Raw genomic sequence first — 16,585 nt, 5'->3', positions numbered from 1 at the left:
GGTAACCTCATTGATATAAATTGAATAGAAGCAAAGATAGAGATTATCTAAATTGATTAGTAATACTGTATCTATATTCAATATGTGTGTAAAAATCACACGTTAATATTAGTTGCTACATGGAATTAACTAGGAATAATTCCTAGTTAGAATGATTAATTGGCGTTAAATAATCTCTCTATAGATGATAAATATTCTTCATTTCAACTAATCAAACCAGTATATCGCTTAAAAACAGAATGATTGACTTAGCCATTTATTTAAATAGAAGGTCTGAATTATGGGTTAATGTTATTGATTTAAATAAAAATGTTATTTCACTTTAGTAAATAACATTTCATTAAAATATAGATGACTAAAATAGCAAAATTATTGTTTAAATATGGAATTCAATTAATAGCTGCAATAGCCAATAAAGTGATTGATATCACATCGAATGATGTGTGATTTGCAATGTATCTGGTTTGTTGTGACGCTGATCGTGTTAATTGACATAAAATTACGTTAGCATACTTTTCATTATGAATATCAACGCAAAATGCTCCTTATCAGAGTGCGGTTGAATATTGCCCAAATAAGTTTGAAATCATGGTGTGAACTTAAATTAAATTCGCACGTTTGGATTAATTATTTCGACTTATAAAATAATTAAATTTTATTCTTAACGCCAAGAAAATAAATTGTGCTTAAAGAATAGAGGATGCAACTTAAATTAAATAATCATTAAAGACTATTGCAGTAATTAAAGCTAAATAAAATTGTTACTTATTGAAAGATAGCAAGGTGCCATAACACCCAATGAAAATTGGGTGCGGGTAGTTATATTCTAATAATCACGACTAGGTTTAATTTAAATGAAAGTCAAAAAAATAGCGTTAATATTGTTTCCATCTTGTTTCGTTGCGTTTGGGGCTAATGCTGGCGATTGGGAAAATGCCATCAAGGAAAACTCATTTGTTGCAGATTCTGAATTAGAACTTTCTACACGAAATATGTGGAAATACCTGAAGTCAGAAAACCGTTACGATGCCAACGAGCAACGTTACAGAAAACAAGTTGCACAAGCTTGGGGTCAGAATATTCAGTTAGACTACCAATCAGGGTATTTTGCTGATTTTATCGGGTTTGATGCTTCTTATTACGGCGCAATCAAACTGGCAGCAAGTAAAGACTTCGCCTCTCGAGCAATTTTATATAACGATGATGGCGAAGCGAAAGGCTATAACAAAATTGGTCAGCGTTACGCTAAATTTAAATTAGATTTTGAACCTGTTAATTTCAAAGGTAAAGCGGGTTGGTTCACGTTGAAAAATACGGGGATTTTTACCAACTCTCAGCGTTTATCTTTAAACACCTATAATGGTTATTATACCAACACCGCAATTAGCGATTGGAACTTAGATTTGCTCTATCTTGATGGCAAAGTGATGCGTCGTGATAGCCCAAATATTGACAGAATGTATTTCCGTGACGGAAATGGTGTTAATCACGATATCAACCATGTGGTTACAGGTGGCATTAACTACAACACCAAACCATTGAAAGCTTCTTATTTTATTGGTCAGGCTGATGATGTTTTCCGTCAACAAGGTTTAGAGATCAAATATAAACTTAACTCAGATATCACCTTATCTTCTCAAATTTATGGTCATGAATATGGTAGCGATGGTAAGCGTACATCGACAGATACCAAACGTGGCAAACAAAACTTTGATAAGCGTGCTTGGCACTATGCGGGTGAAATTGAGTGGCGCGTTCCAGAAACACCATGGACTTTAATGACGGGCATCACGCATACCACCGCACATAAAACCAATGGCGTAGGGCAATTTGCACGTAACCCAATTGGTAACACTCGTGGACGTTTTAATTCACCAGCCTATGCCGATATCGACTATGTTCGTGATGGCGAAACCATGTTGGCGTTAAAAGCCGAATATCAAGTTAACCCAACTTGGTCTGTCGGGGCTAACAGTAACTACAGTGAATTCTCTTACTCCGGTGAGCGTTTAAAACAAGGTCAGGTTGGCTTATTTACTTACTGGAAACCAACTGAAAACCTTTCCGTTTCATTAAGTGGCGGTATGGGCTGGCACCATCAGCAAGAGTCTGATAACTCCACGCCAAAACTGTATGATGGTGAGTCGCGTCGTGCACATTCTTTATCCGGTTCGATGACAACCACTTATCGCTTTAAAATGTAATTGAGGGCAATGAATAGATGAATCATAAAATCAGTTTAGTGACATTGCTGGTATCAGGTGCTTTATTAGCAGGCTGTGCCACAAAACAGAGCGATACCGTAAAAGTTCAAGTCATTGGTATTAACGATTTCCACGGTGCATTACAAGCGCCGGGGGATGGTAAACTCGGTGGAATCGAATCCATTGCAACACTGGTTAAGCAATTAAAAGCGGAAAACGACAACACCATTATTGTCGGCGCAGGGGATTTAGTGGGTGCGAGTCCATTACTGTCATCGATGTTCTACGATGAACCGACCATTGAAGCGCTTAGCGCAATTGGTCTTGAGACTAGTGCAGTCGGTAACCATGAGTTCGACAAAGGTAAAATCGAGTTACTGAGAAAGCAAAATGGGGGATGCCATCCTACCGCAGGCTGTGTGGGTAAAGAGTCTTTTGCTGGTGCAGACTTTAACTATTTAGCCGCGAACGTGATTGTCAAAGAGACCGGTGAAACGCTATTCCCATCTTATTACGTTAAGAAATTTGATGGCGTACCAATGGCATTTATTGGCTTAACGCTGGAAGGAACGCCTGCCATCGTTACACCAAGTGGTACTGCGGGCTTAGAGTTTAAAAATGAAGCCGAAACCATTAACCAGCAAGTGAAATTGCTTAAGGCGCAAGGTATTCGCAGTATTGGTGTTTTGATCCACGAAGGGGCAACTCAGCAAGTGGATACCAAGGTTAAAGATATTAACCGTTGCGATAACATCAAAGGACCTATTGTCGAGATCGTTAAGCAGCTCGATGCGGATGTGGACTTTGTGGTGAGCGGCCATACGCATCAAGCGTATAACTGTGATATTAATGGAAAAAAAGTCATTTCAGCACAATCTAACGGGACATTATTGTCTCAATTGAATATTGAAATCGATAGAAAAACCAAGGATATCGTTAGCATTAATGCGAAAAATATTCCGGTAGAAACCAGCCGTTATGAGAAAGATCCACAATTAAGCCGTTTTATCCAAAACTATGAACGCATCTCCAAACCGATTGCTGAACAAGTGATGGGTACGTTGAGTGCGCCGGCGGATAAAAAACTAGCGGCGGGTGGGGATTCAACATTAGGTAAAATTATCGCTGATGCTCAGTTATATGTTGCTGCGACTCCAGATGCGGGCGGCGCTCAAATTGCCTTTATGAACAGCGGCGGTATTCGTGCTGATCTCAAAGCAGGGGAGCTGACTTACGGTGATATCTTTACGGTGCAGCCATTCTCGAATGTGGTCGTTACGCAATCATTAACTGGCGCGCAAATCAAACAAGCGTTAGAGCAACAGTGGGATCGTGAACGCCCGCAAGTCATGCCAGTTTCCCACGGTTTTTATTACGAATGGGATGACAGTCGTGCGGTAGGCGATAAAGTGATTGCAAGCTCAATGAAATTAAATGGTAAGCCAATCGATATGAAGAAAAACTATCGTGTCGCTGCCAATGAATTTCTGGCAACCGGTGGTAGCCGTTTCTCTGCCTTTAAACAAGGTAAAGACCGTATCTATAGCCTGCCGGATAACGAAGCGCTGATGAAATACTTCAAAGATAACTCGCCAATTCAGTTGCCGACTGACGAACGTATTAAGAAAGTGAAGTAAAATACCCCCACAAAATGCTAGGTTTCCAAGCCCGAGAATAACGCCATTCTCGGGCTTTTTTGTCTCTAAGTTAAATAAAGCTGACTCGTTTCTTTTTTTTCAAAAAATGATTTGACGAGCGTGATCGTTGTCATAATAATCAACTAAATTGATTTGCATCAACATTTGGTATGACCAAATAACCAAGCATGATATTCTTCAAACCCAAACAAAATAAAAGACGGTGAATTAGTGTTATTTAAGTTTTTTGTTATTAGAAATCTTAAATAACATTAATATATTTTATATGAGGGGCGTATGACCTTAACTCAACCTAAAATCGTTGTTGTAGGCGGTGGTGCTGGTGGTTTAGAACTGGCAACACGTTTAGGACGTAAATTAGGGCGTAAAAAACGTGCGGATATCACACTGATTGATCGTAACCCAAGCCATTTATGGAAGCCATTACTTCATGAAGTGGCGACAGGTTCACTGGATGATGGTGTTGATGCTATTAGCTATTTAGCCCATGCTCGTCACAATGCATTTCACTTCCAATTAGGCTCCCTCACGAATATCGACCGAGAAAACAAAAAAGTGGTTCTCGGTGAATTGCGTGATAAAGATGGCGAGCTGTTAGTGCCATTGCGTGAAATTGATTACGATATTTTAGTCATGGCGTTGGGAAGTGCCTCGAATGATTTTGGTACCCCAGGCGTAAAAGAAAACTGCATTTTCCTTGATAGTCCTGCACAAGCTCACCGCTTTCACGATGAAATGCTGAATTTATTCTTGCGTTATTCAGTACGTGATAATGCGGAAGAAAAAGTGAATATCGCCATTGTCGGCGGTGGAGCAACGGGGGTTGAGCTTTCTGCAGAACTGTATAATGCAGTGGAGCAGTTAACAAGCTATGGTTTTAAAGGGTTAGACACTGATGCGTTAAATGTGACGCTAGTGGAAGCGGGGGAGCGTATTTTACCTGCGCTACCTCCACGCATTTCAAGCGCAGCACACCAAGAACTGAATAAATTGGGCGTGAAAGTTTTAACCAAGACCATGGTGACCAGCGCGGATGCCGATGGCTTAAATACCAAAGAAGACGGCAAAATTTATGCTGACTTAATGGTGTGGGCGGCTGGGATCAAAGCACCTGACTTTATGAAAGATATTGCAGGTTTAGAAACAAACCGTATCAATCAGTTGGTGGTTAAGCCGACATTACAAACCACGTTGGATGATGGAATTTTCGCTATTGGTGACTGTGCGTCTTGTGCAAAACCAGAAGGTGGTTTTGTCCCACCAAGAGCACAATCCGCTCATCAAATGGCGAGCTTATGCTATGACAATATCGTGGCATTAATGAAAGATAAGCCACTGAAAAACTACATTTACAAAGATCATGGTTCATTAGTTTCGTTATCTCGTTTTAGTACGGTAGGTAGCTTGATGGGGAACTTAATGCGTGGAGATATGATGGTAGAAGGGCGTATAGCTCGTTTTGTCTACATTTCCCTATATCGCATGCACCAAATTGCATTACATGGCTATATAAAAACGGGCTTAATGATGCTGGTTGGCAGCATTAACCGTATTATTCGACCTAAACTGAAATTACATTAATCTGTAGTTATCGTTTTTTCAGTTCTGCAATCGCAAGGATATACACGGTTATCAGTGAATAATCGTGTGTATCCTCCAATCAGAATAAAGATGTATTTAAAATAATAGACCCAGTTAAAATGGTACATATATTTTAAATATTTATTCATTAAATAAACGCCATAAAGTCAGCTAATTACCCTAATGAGTTTGGGTTAAGTGTGATTTAATACAAAAAGGCAGCATATTGTTAATTTAAATCGCTCATGATATCCATTCATTGGGGTTTTTATTTTTTTTTGTTATAAAACAAAGTAGTAGGTGGGCTTTTTATTTGGTGTAATATATTGAAATGGATTTAGTTAATTATTTACGACTATTCACGGTAAACTTATTACGCGTAAGTAAATAAGATGTATGTCTCATACTCAGACTAATCTAAAAAACCATATTTATTGTATGTAATTAATGTAGTTGATACTAGATAAGCTACAATAGCTAACACATTCACTATTTAAAAAAAGGGCAAGCGATGAAGCTAAAAATTAAGTTGTTGTTAGCCGCATTCGTTGTTGTTTGCCTAATTGCTGTCGTTTATTTCTCTTTTGTGCGCAGTGACGAAGTAAAAATTGCCACTGTTTTATCTACCGAACCCATTAGGGCAACGCGTATGGTGGAACATGAAAACTGTTCGGTCACGGGTATTTTAGGCACATTCACGCAAGAGTCGTTATCTCGTTGGCATCCCGCTCAACGCGAATGCAGAACCATTTTGATGATCCAATCCTTACAAGGCAGGTCGCTACCTCCATTCTCCAGCAATGAACCAAGAACGTGTGTGATCACCAAAAGTTTAGAGCAGATTATTGTGGGTTATGATGTGATTTACCGTATTGGCGATACGATTGGTAAAGTGAGAATGCCGTATGAGCCAACGGTGTTTATTCCTCTAAATGAAAATGGGCAGTTAGATTTAACCATGTCCAGTAAAGCGGCATGTGAAACCCTGCGTGAAGGGGCAAAAGGCATTTTGCCATTCTACTGTATGAAGCCAGATGACCTACCAAAAGCTTACCAACCGTCTACCGTACTGGAAGTTAAAACGGGTAAAAATACCTTTGGAATGTTTGAGTAGAAAGAGAAAGCATGCTGAAAAAATTACTGGAATTTTTAGGTTTCAGGTCACGCAATATCCCCTCATTTAATGAACTCATGTTGAAAGCCAAAAGTGGTGACCTCGATGCACAGTACGAGATTGGTACTCTGTATGATGTAGGGGAAGGCGTTGAAGAGAATGAGGAAAAAGCCATTGAGTGGTATCTGAAAGCGGCTAGCCAAGGGCATGCTCAAGCGCAATATATGATGGGCATGATGTATGAAACCAGTGAGCGTTTATCTGATGACTCTCACCAATCCTTAGAATGGTTTCAGAAATCTGCGGCGCAGGGCAATAGCGATGCTCTGGGACACTTAGAAGCGATAGGTCATTCGATAGATAATAAAAAGTAGTCATTTATTGGTTAAAACTACATAAAAGAAAGCCATCGAATCGTAGTGAATCGATGGCTTTTTTGTTGAGGATGATTGCCCCTACGATACCAGCTGATGCTCATCAAAATCAGCGACTAGCTGCTTGATAAAGTCTAAACGCGTCGCTCTGTCGGCTAAATCGTGGAAGAATTTCAAACGGACAGGCCCTTCCATGCGGAACGTTTTCGGCTGATTTTGCAGTAAGCTGATTAAGAACATCGGATCGACTTTGTTGCGTTCATTAAACTCAATAAATCCGCCTTTCTCATGAGCTTCAATCCGCTTCATGCCCAGTTTCTGCGCTTGTAAACGAATGCCTGCTGTCGACAGCAAGAATTTACCTGCATCAGGTAAGGTACCAAAGCGGTCGATTAGCTCGATACGCAGCTCATCCAGTTCGGTCTGATCTTTAGCGCTGGCAATACGTTTATAGAAAGACAGGCGGATATTCACATCATGGATATACTCATCAGGCAGCAGTACTGGCATACGCAGTTCCACTTCAGTTTGCTGACTGGTGAGATCCTCCAGGGATGGCTCGCGTCCTTCTTTCAGTGCATCGACCGCACTTTCGAGTAACTCCATATATAAGGTGAAACCGATGGTAGTCATCTGCCCACTTTGGTCTTCCCCCAATAGCTCGCCAGCTCCACGAATTTCAAGGTCATGAGTCGCTAGCGCAAACCCAGCCCCTAAATCTTCAAGAGACGATATTGCTTCAAGGCGTTTCTGTGCATCGGTGGTCATGGCTTTTGGATGCGGTGTCAGCAGGTAAGCATAAGCTTGGTGATGGGAACGACCCACACGACCGCGTAGCTGATGCAACTGCGCTAAACCAAAGTGGTCAGCACGTTCAATAATAATGGTATTTGCGGTTGGGATGTCGATACCCGTTTCAATAATCGTGGTGCAGATCAAGACATTAAACCGTTGATGGTGGAAATCCGTCATAACTCGCTCAAGTTCGCGTTCTCGCATCTGTCCATGACCCACAACAAATCGCGCTTCAGGCACTAAGGCTTCAAGACGCGCTTTGGCTTTTTCGATATTTTCCACATCATTATAAAGATAATAAACCTGACCGCCGCGTAAGGTTTCCCGCAGAATCGCTTCGCGCACCACTAAATCATCATATTGGCGAACAAAGGTTTTTACGGCTAAGCGGCGAGCGGGTGGGGTTGCGATAATTGATAAATCCCGCATACCACTCATCGCCATATTCAGGGTACGTGGAATAGGTGTCGCCGTTAAGGTCAGAATATCCACGTCAGCACGCATCGCTTTAATGCGCTCTTTATGACGAACTCCGAAACGGTGCTCTTCATCCACTACCAGTAAACCCAGATCTTTCCATTGAATATCGCTTTGTAGCAATTTATGGGTACCAATCAAAATATCCACTTTGCCTTCTGCGGCCTCCGCAATAATTTGTTGCTGCTCTTTGGCCGTTTTAAAGCGCGATAGCATTTCGATACGTACTGGCCAATTTGCAAAGCGGTCGCGGAAATTATCATAATGTTGCTGGGCTAGTAGAGTGGTAGGAACCAGTACAGCCACTTGCTTATTATTGTTGACCGCTAAAAATGCAGCTCGCATGGCGACTTCTGTTTTACCAAAGCCCACATCGCCACAGACTAAGCGATCCATTGCCAGAGGCTGGCACATATCACTCAATACTGCATTAATCGCCATCTCTTGGTCGGTGGTAGTTTCGAATGGGAAACCTTGGCAAAATTCTTGGTACTGCTCTTTATCATGTTTGAAGGCGAATCCGGCTTTTGCGGCTCGCTGAGCATAAATATCCAGAAGTTCGGCTGCCACATCTCGCACTTTTTCCGCCGCTTTTTGGCGAGCGCGTCCCCAACTGTCACTACCCAACTTATGCAGCGGTGCATTTTCATCGGCTCCACCTGCATAGCGGCTAATTAAATGTAATGAAGAAACAGGGACATACAGTTTATCTTCGCCTGCGTAGGTGAGGATCAAATACTCGGCGGGAACACCACCCGCTTCTAAGGTGATTAAGCCTTGATAGCGTCCGACACCATGCTCAATATGAACCACGGGTTGACCTGGGCGTAGCTCTGCAAGGTTACGAATGAGCGTATCGGTATTGATGGTGCGGCGTTGGTCACTGCGGCGGCGAACAACTCGTTCACCCAGTAAATCGCTTTCGCAAATTAATGCGCGGTGGCTTTCTGGCTGAATAAAGCCGTGCTCTGCTGCGCCAATCGTAATGGCAAAACGGTCTTGGGTTTGATCAAAATAATTGCTGATAATTTCAGGGCGGATTTTCAGGCGAGCGAGTAATTCACTCACCGTTTCTCGGCGTCCTTCACTCTCCACGGAGAACGCAATCGTGCCATCAAACTGTTCGGTGAACTGACGCAGTTTTTCTAATGGGTTTTTACTTTGCCCTTGAGTGCTAATATCCGGAAGTGGCTGATAGTCTAAATTGGTATTGGCGGCTTTCTTCGGTAATTTTTCCGTAGACAGCTGTACCCGAGGCCAATTTTTTAAGTTTTGATTCAGCTGTTCGACGGTTAACCATAACTCGGCAGGGGGAAGCAATGGGCGCATTGGGTCAACACCACGGCTTTCATAGCGTTGCTGAGCATCTTGCTGGAACCGCTCTGCGGGTTCTTGCAGATTTTGCGAAACAAACAGGGTGTTAGCGGGTAAATATTCAAATAAAGAGGGCAACGGTTCAGCGAAAAACAGTGGCTGCCAATACTCAATCCCACTTGGCAGGGTGTTTTTACTCACTTGCTGATAGATATGTTCCGGATCACGACGAACTTCAAAACGTTCGCGCCATTGGCTACGAAAACGCTCGATAGCGTCTTTATCGGTCGGAAACTCGTGAGCTGGCAACAAGTTGATTGCGCTGACTTCTTCTAAAGTGCGTTGGGTATCGACGTCAAAGGTGCGTAGGCTATCAATTTCATCATCAAAAAAGTCGATACGAAATGGCAGGTCGCTACCCATTGGGAATAAGTCGAGTAATGCTCCGCGAATCGCATATTCACCATGCTCAAGTACTTGCTCAACATGGCGATATCCGGCTTTATCTAGTTCGTCTCGCAGGCTATCGCGTGAGAGCTTATCGCCTTTAGCCATCACTAAAGCATGTCCCGTTAGAAAATCAGCAGGGCATACCTTCTGCATTAAGGTATTAACGGGGAGGATCAGCGCCCCTTTTTGCAGTGTTGGCAAGCGGTATAGAGTGGATAAACGGTGAGAAATGATTTCTTGATGCGGCGAAAAATTATCGTAGGGTAGCGTTTCCCAATCCGACAGTGTCTCTATAGGATGTTGGGTAAACTGTTGAAGTTCATCACGAACGCGTAATGCGTTTTGCATATCACGCGTAACAATCACGACAGGACCTTGATGGCGTTCAATCATTTCTGCGCATTCTAAGGGACCCGCAGCACCAATTAAGCAGCCTAAATGGCGGACATCTCCAGCACGACTGGGCAGTTCATAACGATAATTTGACGACATAGAAATATTCAGCTTCTCATAGCTAACTAGTTAATTAATGATTAGTTAGGCAATTAAAAATTAATTAAACGACCCACAGAACTCATTGAGTAGTCTGAAAGTGATCTAAACAAATAGTATTTATAATAAAAAAAACCACAAAAGCGCGGTTGGGTGGTTCCATTCATCAATCGTACCCTTTATTATCCCTGAACACTTCGCTTTGGCAACAGGGACATTACGTTTTCATGCATCAATCTGTCTCACTCTTTATAGGTCTGCGCTATATGCGTGGGCGCGCAGTCGATAAATTTGGACGTCTTGTGTCCAGCTTGTCGGCAATAGGCATAACCCTTGGTGTTGCGGCATTGATTGCCGTGACGTCTGTGATGAATGGTTTTGAACGTTCGTTACAAGATAGCATACTTGCTTATATGCCACAGGCCATATTGACCTCAAATACGGGAAATATCGATCCCAATCAACATCCCATCACGGACTTAAAAAACCTCAAAGGCGTTAAGAAAATTGAGCCGATTGTTCAGTCGGAAGTGGTTTTACAAAGTCGAACTAACGTAGGAGTGGGAGTGATGGGAGGAATTCGTTCCGATGAGTCCTCCTTGTTACTCGATAAGCTGATAAGCGGAGATCGCCGTGATTTAATCGATGGGGAATACAATGTTTTTCTCGGTAATCGACTGGCGGAAACCCTCGGCGTAAAACGCGGCGACCAAGTACGCTTGATTATTCCCGGCGTGAGCCAATTAACCCCAATGGGGCGTATACCTAGTCAGCGTTTATTTACGGTTGCGGGTATTTTTCAAACGAATGGTGAAGCGGATACGAGCGAATTGATTGTTGCTCAGCCTGATGCAGCGCGAATGCTACGTTACCCAACCGGAAACATTACTGGCTGGCGTTTATATCTGGACGAACCTCTGCAAGTGGATGTGGCGAGCAAACAGACACTGCCGGAAGGGTTAGTTTGGACAGATTGGCGTGAGCGTAAAGGCGAATTTTTCCAAGCAGTAAGAATGGAAAAAAACATGATGGGTCTGCTGCTGAGCCTGATTATCGCGGTAGCGGCCTTTAATATCATTACGTCGTTATCCTTATTAGTCATGGAAAAACAAGGCGAAGTGGCGATTTTGAAAACCTTAGGGCTCAAACGTAGCAAAATCCTGACTATCTTTATGATCCAAGGTGCGGGCGCGGGCATTATCGGTACATTGATTGGTACCGTGTTGGGTACGCTGCTATCGAGCCAATTGAACGTAATTATGCCGTTAATTGGCTTATTACCACGGGGAGTGGCACTCCCGATTGTACTCGATTATCCGGGTATTTTAATTATTGCGCTGTGCGCGATGCTGATTTCTTTGCTGGCGACGCTTTATCCTTCTTGGCGTGCGGCAGCGGTACAACCTGCTGAGGCTTTACGATATGAATAACCAACCACTTCTGGTCTGTGAACATTTAAGTAAGATTTATCAAGAAGGCGCACTCTCCACAGAAGTGTTAAAGAATGTCAGCTTCACGATGAATGAAGGCGAAACTATGGCTATCGTGGGTAGCTCAGGTTCCGGTAAAAGTACCTTATTACACCTGCTTGGCGGGTTAGATACGCCATCTCAAGGTAATGTCATTTTCCGTGGGCAGCAGATTAATCAGCTTTCTTCCGACGCCCGTGCGGCAATTCGTAATAAAGACCTCGGTTTTATTTATCAATTCCACCATTTATTACCTGATTTTACAGCATTAGAAAATGTGGCGATGCCACTGTTAATTGGCGGTGTTGCGAAAGCAACGGCGTTTGCGAAAGCCACCGAAATGTTAAAAGCGGTAGGGTTAGAGCACCGAGCCAATCATCGCCCATCTGAATTATCTGGTGGTGAGCGCCAACGTGTTGCTATTGCTCGTGCATTGGTGAATGACCCCGCGTTAGTGCTGGCGGATGAACCAACAGGTAACCTCGATTTGCGTAATGCGGATGCGATTTTTGAATTATTGGGTGAACTAAACCGCAAGCAAAAAACGGCATTTTTAGTGGTCACCCATGATATGAAACTGGCGAGTCGTCTATCCCGACGTTTAGAAATGCGTGATGGTCATTTGCAACAGGAAATTACGCTGGGGGCAATGTAATGATTAAAATGCCTCTGACGCTATTAGCGGCATTGCGATTTAGCCGAGGACGTCGCCGGACAGAAATGGTGTCTTTGGTGTCGATTGTTTCGACCCTTGGCATTGTCTTAGGTGTGGCGGTGTTAATTATCGGCTTAAGTGCCATGAATGGCTTTGAGCGAGAACTGAATAACCGCGTGCTCTCGGTGGTGCCTCACGGGCAAATCTACGCGGTTGAAGCCCCTTATCAAGATTGGGAATTTGCCCAAAATGTGATCCGTAAAACGCCGGGTGTGCAAGGGGTCAGCCCCTATGTGAATTTTACGGGGTTACTTGAGCGCGGCGCGAACCTGAAAGCCATCCAGATTATGGGCGTTTCTCACGAGACGGAATCCCAAGTCAGTGCATTGCCTGAGTTTATCCTAAATGATGCGTGGCAACATTTTGAGGCGGGTAAACAGTCAATCATTTTAGGGCAAGGGGTGGCGAATTCGCTGAATGTAAAAGTCGGGGATTGGATAACAATTATGATTCCGAATACCGATGACAGCATGAAAATTCAGCAACCTAAGCGTATTCGTGTCCAAGTGACGGGAATTTTTCGTTTAAGTGGATTACTCGACCATCAGCTTGCTTTAGTTCCGCTAGCGGATGCACAGGAATATCTCGGTTATGGAAACGGCATTAGCGGTTTTGAAATTAAAGCTAAAGATCCTTTCGAAGCCGATAAAGTGGTGTATGACGCTGGGCTTAAAACGATGCATCATGTGGTCGTGAAAAGCTGGATAGGCGATTACGGCTATATGTACAACGACATTCAAGTGGTTCGTAGTGTCATGTACTTGGCGATGATTTTAGTCATCGGGGTCGCTTGTTTTAATATTGTCTCTACGCTAGTGATGGCAGTCAAAGATAAAAGCAGTGATATTGCAGTTCTGCGGACATTGGGGGCAAAAGATAGGCAAATTCGCGCAATCTTCCTGTGGTATGGCTTAATCGGGGGGCTGGTTGGTTCACTTATCGGTGTGGTGCTGGGGGTACTAATCTCCTTGAATTTAACCACAATAATTAAGGGACTTGAAGTGATTATCGGTCATCCTATCTTATCAGGGGATATCTATTTTATTGACTTCCTGCCTTCCGAACTGCATGTGATGGATGTGATTTATGTGCTGTCCACCGCGGTTGTTCTGAGCTTATTAGCTAGCTGGTATCCAGCAAGACGCGCAAGTAAGTTAGACCCAGCCCGCATTCTAAGCGGTCAGTAATCAATAAGGCGCGAGTGGAAACAGTCGCGCCTTATTTCATCATGTTATCTAAGGCTATTTCATCAAATTCTCAAGGTACATCTGCTTATAGCTGCGAGTTTCAATTAATGCTTCTGTAAAACCATAGTGTTGCGCGGTAGACAGTAATTTGGTGTACAAGTTGTCTAACTCGCTCTCATCGTCTGTCATAATCGCAAATTCAGCAAACCAACCAATACCTTCCAAGTAATCAATGGTGATATGAATATCATCCAGAAAATAGATACTGCGCTGTTTAGCAATCGTTAGGTAACATTGATATCCCAAGGTGTTCAGCATGTTTTTGACATGTTGGCAGTCTGCAATATCAATCGCTTTACACTCGGCACTGCTTGGTCCTTTGACTATCCAGAGTTTAATCCCTGAGGGTGTCATCTCCCGCACGGACATACTGATATTTTGCGCGGCTAACTGCCCATCTTGATAGTCAAAAAAGTCATCAACCTCATGATTACGGTAAATGCTTCAGCATTATCATTGATAAGCTGCTTAAGAAAAGTGTCAGAATTGGGTAGTTTGAACTTAATTTCGACTTCAAATTTCCCGATAAAATGGTCACTCATTCTATTATCCAAGGCTGTTTTAAATGATGGATTAGGTCGGTGGATAGTAACATAGGGAATGATGGCGTGGCTGAAGGTAATGTTAAGCTGTATCAAAGAATAGCGGAATAATTAGGTACGAAAAGTTATTCTCATACCTATGGTTTCAATGCTAATGACTGTTTTAAACTCCAATAACAGTATCAAAGGAAATTGAATTCGCAACCAACAGATGCCCTGCGTGGTTAAGGTGGAGATGATCCCCAGAATCATAGATTAGCGCTAATTGTTGAGGATTTTGCGAGTCGCGCACAAGTTGTTCAGTGTCAATTACTGCATCAAATTCATCGCTAGTGCGTATCCATTCGTTCACTTCTTGGCGAATAGCTTCTTTTTCGGAGGTATAGAAGTTATCTAATCCATATTCGTCTGCACCGCGTAGCGGAACAAGCGTGACGCCGACAACGCGAATATGATGCTGATGCGCCATATCAAGTAATTGACGATAACCTTCAATCAACTGGCTAGCGGAAGGCGTCATATCCGCAGGCGCTAGAGCGGTTTGTGCAAGCCCAATATCATTGAGACCCACTTGTACAATGCAAATGGTTACGCCAGCTTGCTCAATAACATCCCGAGTAAAGCGAGATAATGTACTGATGCCAATACCATCTTTGAGTAAGCGAGAACCCGATTGGCCCGCATTGATCACCGCTGTGTGCTGAGAAACGGTACGCTCAGCAAAAAAATCTACCCAACGGCGATAAGTTCCCATTTCGACACCATTGCCATCCACCATGGAATCGCCAATAACGACAATCGCTTGGCTTGGCGCCTGATTCTGAATTTCAACAGCCTCTAATAATAAACGCGAACTGATTGGTAGGCTTTCTTTCATCATTTTGGAATGAACACCGTTACCCGATGTTAATTGAGAATAATGTCGTGCATCCCAATGAAAGGTCTCTATAAGCGTAGGATTCGGTAGATAGGTTCGTAGGGTGACTTCAGACAAATCGTTAATAGGATGGATGATTTCATCACTGTACACCACTTGCCCTGCGGGGATAGAAACACCGGATTGCCCATTAAACAGAACAGGGGCGCTCCATGACTGGCCAGATGGTGATTTTACAAGAATGACATTTTCACCCAATACTAGGGGCTGAGAGCCATAACGATTCGAAAACACAAGGCGTAATTGTTGCCCGCCTAATGTGATGCGCAGCGTTTGCTGTAGGGTTTGGTTATTCAATAAGGTTGGGATCTCCAATGGAAACGGAAATGCCTCACCGGTGGTGGGTTGAGATGTTGAAAGCCATGTGCAAACCCATGCACGACTGGGAGATGAACCGAATGAGGACATAGCAATTTTTTCCTAAAATTGAAGTGGATAATCAGTGGGCAGTTGATGCTGAGATAAAGGAATCAAACCCAGTCATAGCAACGTCAACCATCGCGAGTAAATGCGCTTTACTCACCCCGTCGCGAGCTTGAATCGAAATGCCGTGAAATAGTGTCGATATATAATCGCCAAGTACTTGGGTGTTCGTTTCCTTGGGTAAATCCCCTTGAGTTACACCCTTATTTAAACGTTGTATGATGGCGGTGGTACGGTCTTTCCGGTAATTCGCTAGCCAAGACATAATGTTTTCATTTTCACTGGCATAGTTGGTCAGTGATAAAACTACCATGCACCCCTGTGGATGCGTTTGTTGGGTGTAAGTTTCGACAGCTTGGGTTAATAACTGTGTTATTGCTAGACGCGTATTAGGCTCTTGTAACGCAGTATCAGCAAAAGCGCCTTCTTGGCTTAGATACAGGGCGATAGCTTCGCGAAATAGGTTTTCTTTCGAGCCAAATGCCGCATAAATGCGAGCAGAAGCGATGCCTAGAGCAGAGACTAAATCTGACATCGACGTACCTTCATAACCTCTTTGCCAAAAGACAAATTTAGCTTTATTCAATGCCGCGTCTCTGTCGAACTCTCTCGGTCTTCCCGCCATAACGATGCTCCTCTTAATACATGATAATGATGCGCTGAATGAGAATGCGTTCATACTATCACTTCTTTGTCGAATGACAAATAATTATTCTTTATCGATTGACAAAGAATTAAAAAAACCTTTAACCTATTCATTGCTGATCGACAAACAATTAATGCAACTCGTGAA

Annotated in this window: 11 protein-coding genes and 1 pseudogene; 8 read left to right on the top strand and 4 right to left on the bottom strand. The window is 43.0% G+C overall.

What is annotated here, in order from left to right:
* The first annotated feature begins 854 nt into the window (after positions 1-854).
* The 5 genes from GKR61_RS05845 to GKR61_RS05825 all read left to right on the top strand — a co-directional run bounded on the left by GKR61_RS05845 (position 855) and on the right by GKR61_RS05825 (position 6,931).
* Positions 855-2,204: an OprD family outer membrane porin gene (locus tag GKR61_RS05845; RefSeq protein ID WP_036953100.1), complete on the top strand. Its 1,350-nt coding sequence runs from the start codon at positions 855-857 to the stop codon at positions 2,202-2,204.
* A gap of 17 nt (positions 2,205-2,221) precedes the next feature.
* Positions 2,222-3,841 carry a bifunctional metallophosphatase/5'-nucleotidase gene (locus GKR61_RS05840; protein WP_108477958.1) on the top strand — a complete coding sequence of 540 codons (1,620 nt, stop codon included), beginning with the start codon at positions 2,222-2,224 and terminating at the stop codon, positions 3,839-3,841.
* A 297-nt stretch (positions 3,842-4,138) separates the two neighbouring features.
* Positions 4,139-5,443 (top strand): NAD(P)/FAD-dependent oxidoreductase, encoded by a 1,305-nt coding sequence (locus tag GKR61_RS05835; protein ID WP_154599458.1) that lies wholly within the window; start codon positions 4,139-4,141, stop codon positions 5,441-5,443.
* A gap of 511 nt (positions 5,444-5,954) precedes the next feature.
* Positions 5,955-6,557 (top strand): UmoD family flagellar biogenesis regulator, encoded by a 603-nt coding sequence (gene umoD / locus GKR61_RS05830; protein ID WP_036953106.1) that lies wholly within the window; start codon positions 5,955-5,957, stop codon positions 6,555-6,557.
* A gap of 11 nt (positions 6,558-6,568) precedes the next feature.
* Positions 6,569-6,931, top strand: a complete 363-nt coding sequence (locus GKR61_RS05825) for a tetratricopeptide repeat protein (protein WP_154599459.1) — start codon at positions 6,569-6,571, stop codon at positions 6,929-6,931.
* An 81-nt stretch (positions 6,932-7,012) separates the two neighbouring features.
* Here GKR61_RS05825 and mfd read toward each other — a convergent pair whose 3' ends face one another.
* Positions 7,013-10,459, bottom strand: coding sequence for a transcription-repair coupling factor (gene mfd / locus GKR61_RS05820; RefSeq protein ID WP_154639636.1), 3,447 nt, complete (start codon positions 10,457-10,459; stop codon positions 7,013-7,015).
* A gap of 227 nt (positions 10,460-10,686) precedes the next feature.
* Between mfd and lolC the strand changes: the two genes are divergently transcribed.
* From lolC to lolE, 3 genes are read left to right on the top strand one after another with little or no spacing between them, the layout of a single operon-like run.
* Entirely contained in the window at positions 10,687-11,889 is a 1,203-nt protein-coding gene (gene lolC, locus GKR61_RS05815; RefSeq protein WP_154639635.1) for a lipoprotein-releasing ABC transporter permease subunit LolC, read from the top strand.
* Positions 11,882-12,583: a lipoprotein-releasing ABC transporter ATP-binding protein LolD gene (gene lolD, locus GKR61_RS05810; protein ID WP_036953112.1), complete on the top strand. Its 702-nt coding sequence runs from the start codon at positions 11,882-11,884 to the stop codon at positions 12,581-12,583. Before lolC ends, lolD begins: the two co-directional genes overlap by 8 nt.
* A complete protein-coding gene (gene lolE, locus GKR61_RS05805; protein WP_036953114.1) occupies positions 12,583-13,830 on the top strand; it encodes a lipoprotein-releasing ABC transporter permease subunit LolE in 1,248 nt (415 codons plus the stop codon). Before lolD ends, lolE begins: the two co-directional genes overlap by 1 nt.
* A gap of 54 nt (positions 13,831-13,884) precedes the next feature.
* Here the strand turns inward: lolE and GKR61_RS05800 are convergent.
* The 3 genes and pseudogenes from GKR61_RS05800 to GKR61_RS05790 form a co-directional block, all read right to left on the bottom strand.
* Positions 13,885-14,432 (bottom strand): annotated as a pseudogene (locus tag GKR61_RS05800) (class IV adenylate cyclase).
* 163 nt (positions 14,433-14,595) lie between these two features.
* Positions 14,596-15,777 (bottom strand): GDSL-type esterase/lipase family protein, encoded by a 1,182-nt coding sequence (locus tag GKR61_RS05795; RefSeq protein WP_154639634.1) that lies wholly within the window; start codon positions 15,775-15,777, stop codon positions 14,596-14,598.
* A gap of 31 nt (positions 15,778-15,808) precedes the next feature.
* Positions 15,809-16,417 carry a TetR/AcrR family transcriptional regulator gene (locus GKR61_RS05790; protein ID WP_036953120.1) on the bottom strand — a complete coding sequence of 203 codons (609 nt, stop codon included), beginning with the start codon at positions 16,415-16,417 and terminating at the stop codon, positions 15,809-15,811.
* Between the last annotated feature and the right edge of the window lie 168 nt (positions 16,418-16,585).

Source organism: Providencia sp. wls1916 (assembly GCF_009706585.1).
Taxonomy (GTDB): domain Bacteria; phylum Pseudomonadota; class Gammaproteobacteria; order Enterobacterales; family Enterobacteriaceae; genus Providencia; species Providencia lanzhouensis.
Note: the sequence above shows the minus strand (reverse complement) of the source record. Positions and strands in the feature narration are given on the sequence as shown.

What these genes read in the sequence shown, in the direction of transcription:
- umoD (WP_036953106.1), top strand. Translation starts at nt 5,955, where the DNA reads ATGAAGCTAAAAATTAAGTTGTTGTTAGCCGCATTCGTTGTTGTTTGC.
- lolE (WP_036953114.1), top strand. Translation starts at nt 12,583, where the DNA reads ATGATTAAAATGCCTCTGACGCTATTAGCGGCATTGCGATTTAGCCGA.
- GKR61_RS05835 (WP_154599458.1), top strand. Translation starts at nt 4,139, where the DNA reads ATGACCTTAACTCAACCTAAAATCGTTGTTGTAGGCGGTGGTGCTGGT.
- GKR61_RS05790 (WP_036953120.1), bottom strand. Translation starts at nt 16,417, where the DNA reads ATGGCGGGAAGACCGAGAGAGTTCGACAGAGACGCGGCATTGAATAAA.
- GKR61_RS05845 (WP_036953100.1), top strand. Translation starts at nt 855, where the DNA reads ATGAAAGTCAAAAAAATAGCGTTAATATTGTTTCCATCTTGTTTCGTT.
- lolD (WP_036953112.1), top strand. Translation starts at nt 11,882, where the DNA reads ATGAATAACCAACCACTTCTGGTCTGTGAACATTTAAGTAAGATTTAT.
- GKR61_RS05840 (WP_108477958.1), top strand. Translation starts at nt 2,222, where the DNA reads ATGAATCATAAAATCAGTTTAGTGACATTGCTGGTATCAGGTGCTTTA.
- GKR61_RS05825 (WP_154599459.1), top strand. Translation starts at nt 6,569, where the DNA reads ATGCTGAAAAAATTACTGGAATTTTTAGGTTTCAGGTCACGCAATATC.
- mfd (WP_154639636.1), bottom strand. Translation starts at nt 10,459, where the DNA reads ATGTCGTCAAATTATCGTTATGAACTGCCCAGTCGTGCTGGAGATGTC.
- lolC (WP_154639635.1), top strand. Translation starts at nt 10,687, where the DNA reads ATGCATCAATCTGTCTCACTCTTTATAGGTCTGCGCTATATGCGTGGG.
- GKR61_RS05795 (WP_154639634.1), bottom strand. Translation starts at nt 15,777, where the DNA reads ATGTCCTCATTCGGTTCATCTCCCAGTCGTGCATGGGTTTGCACATGG.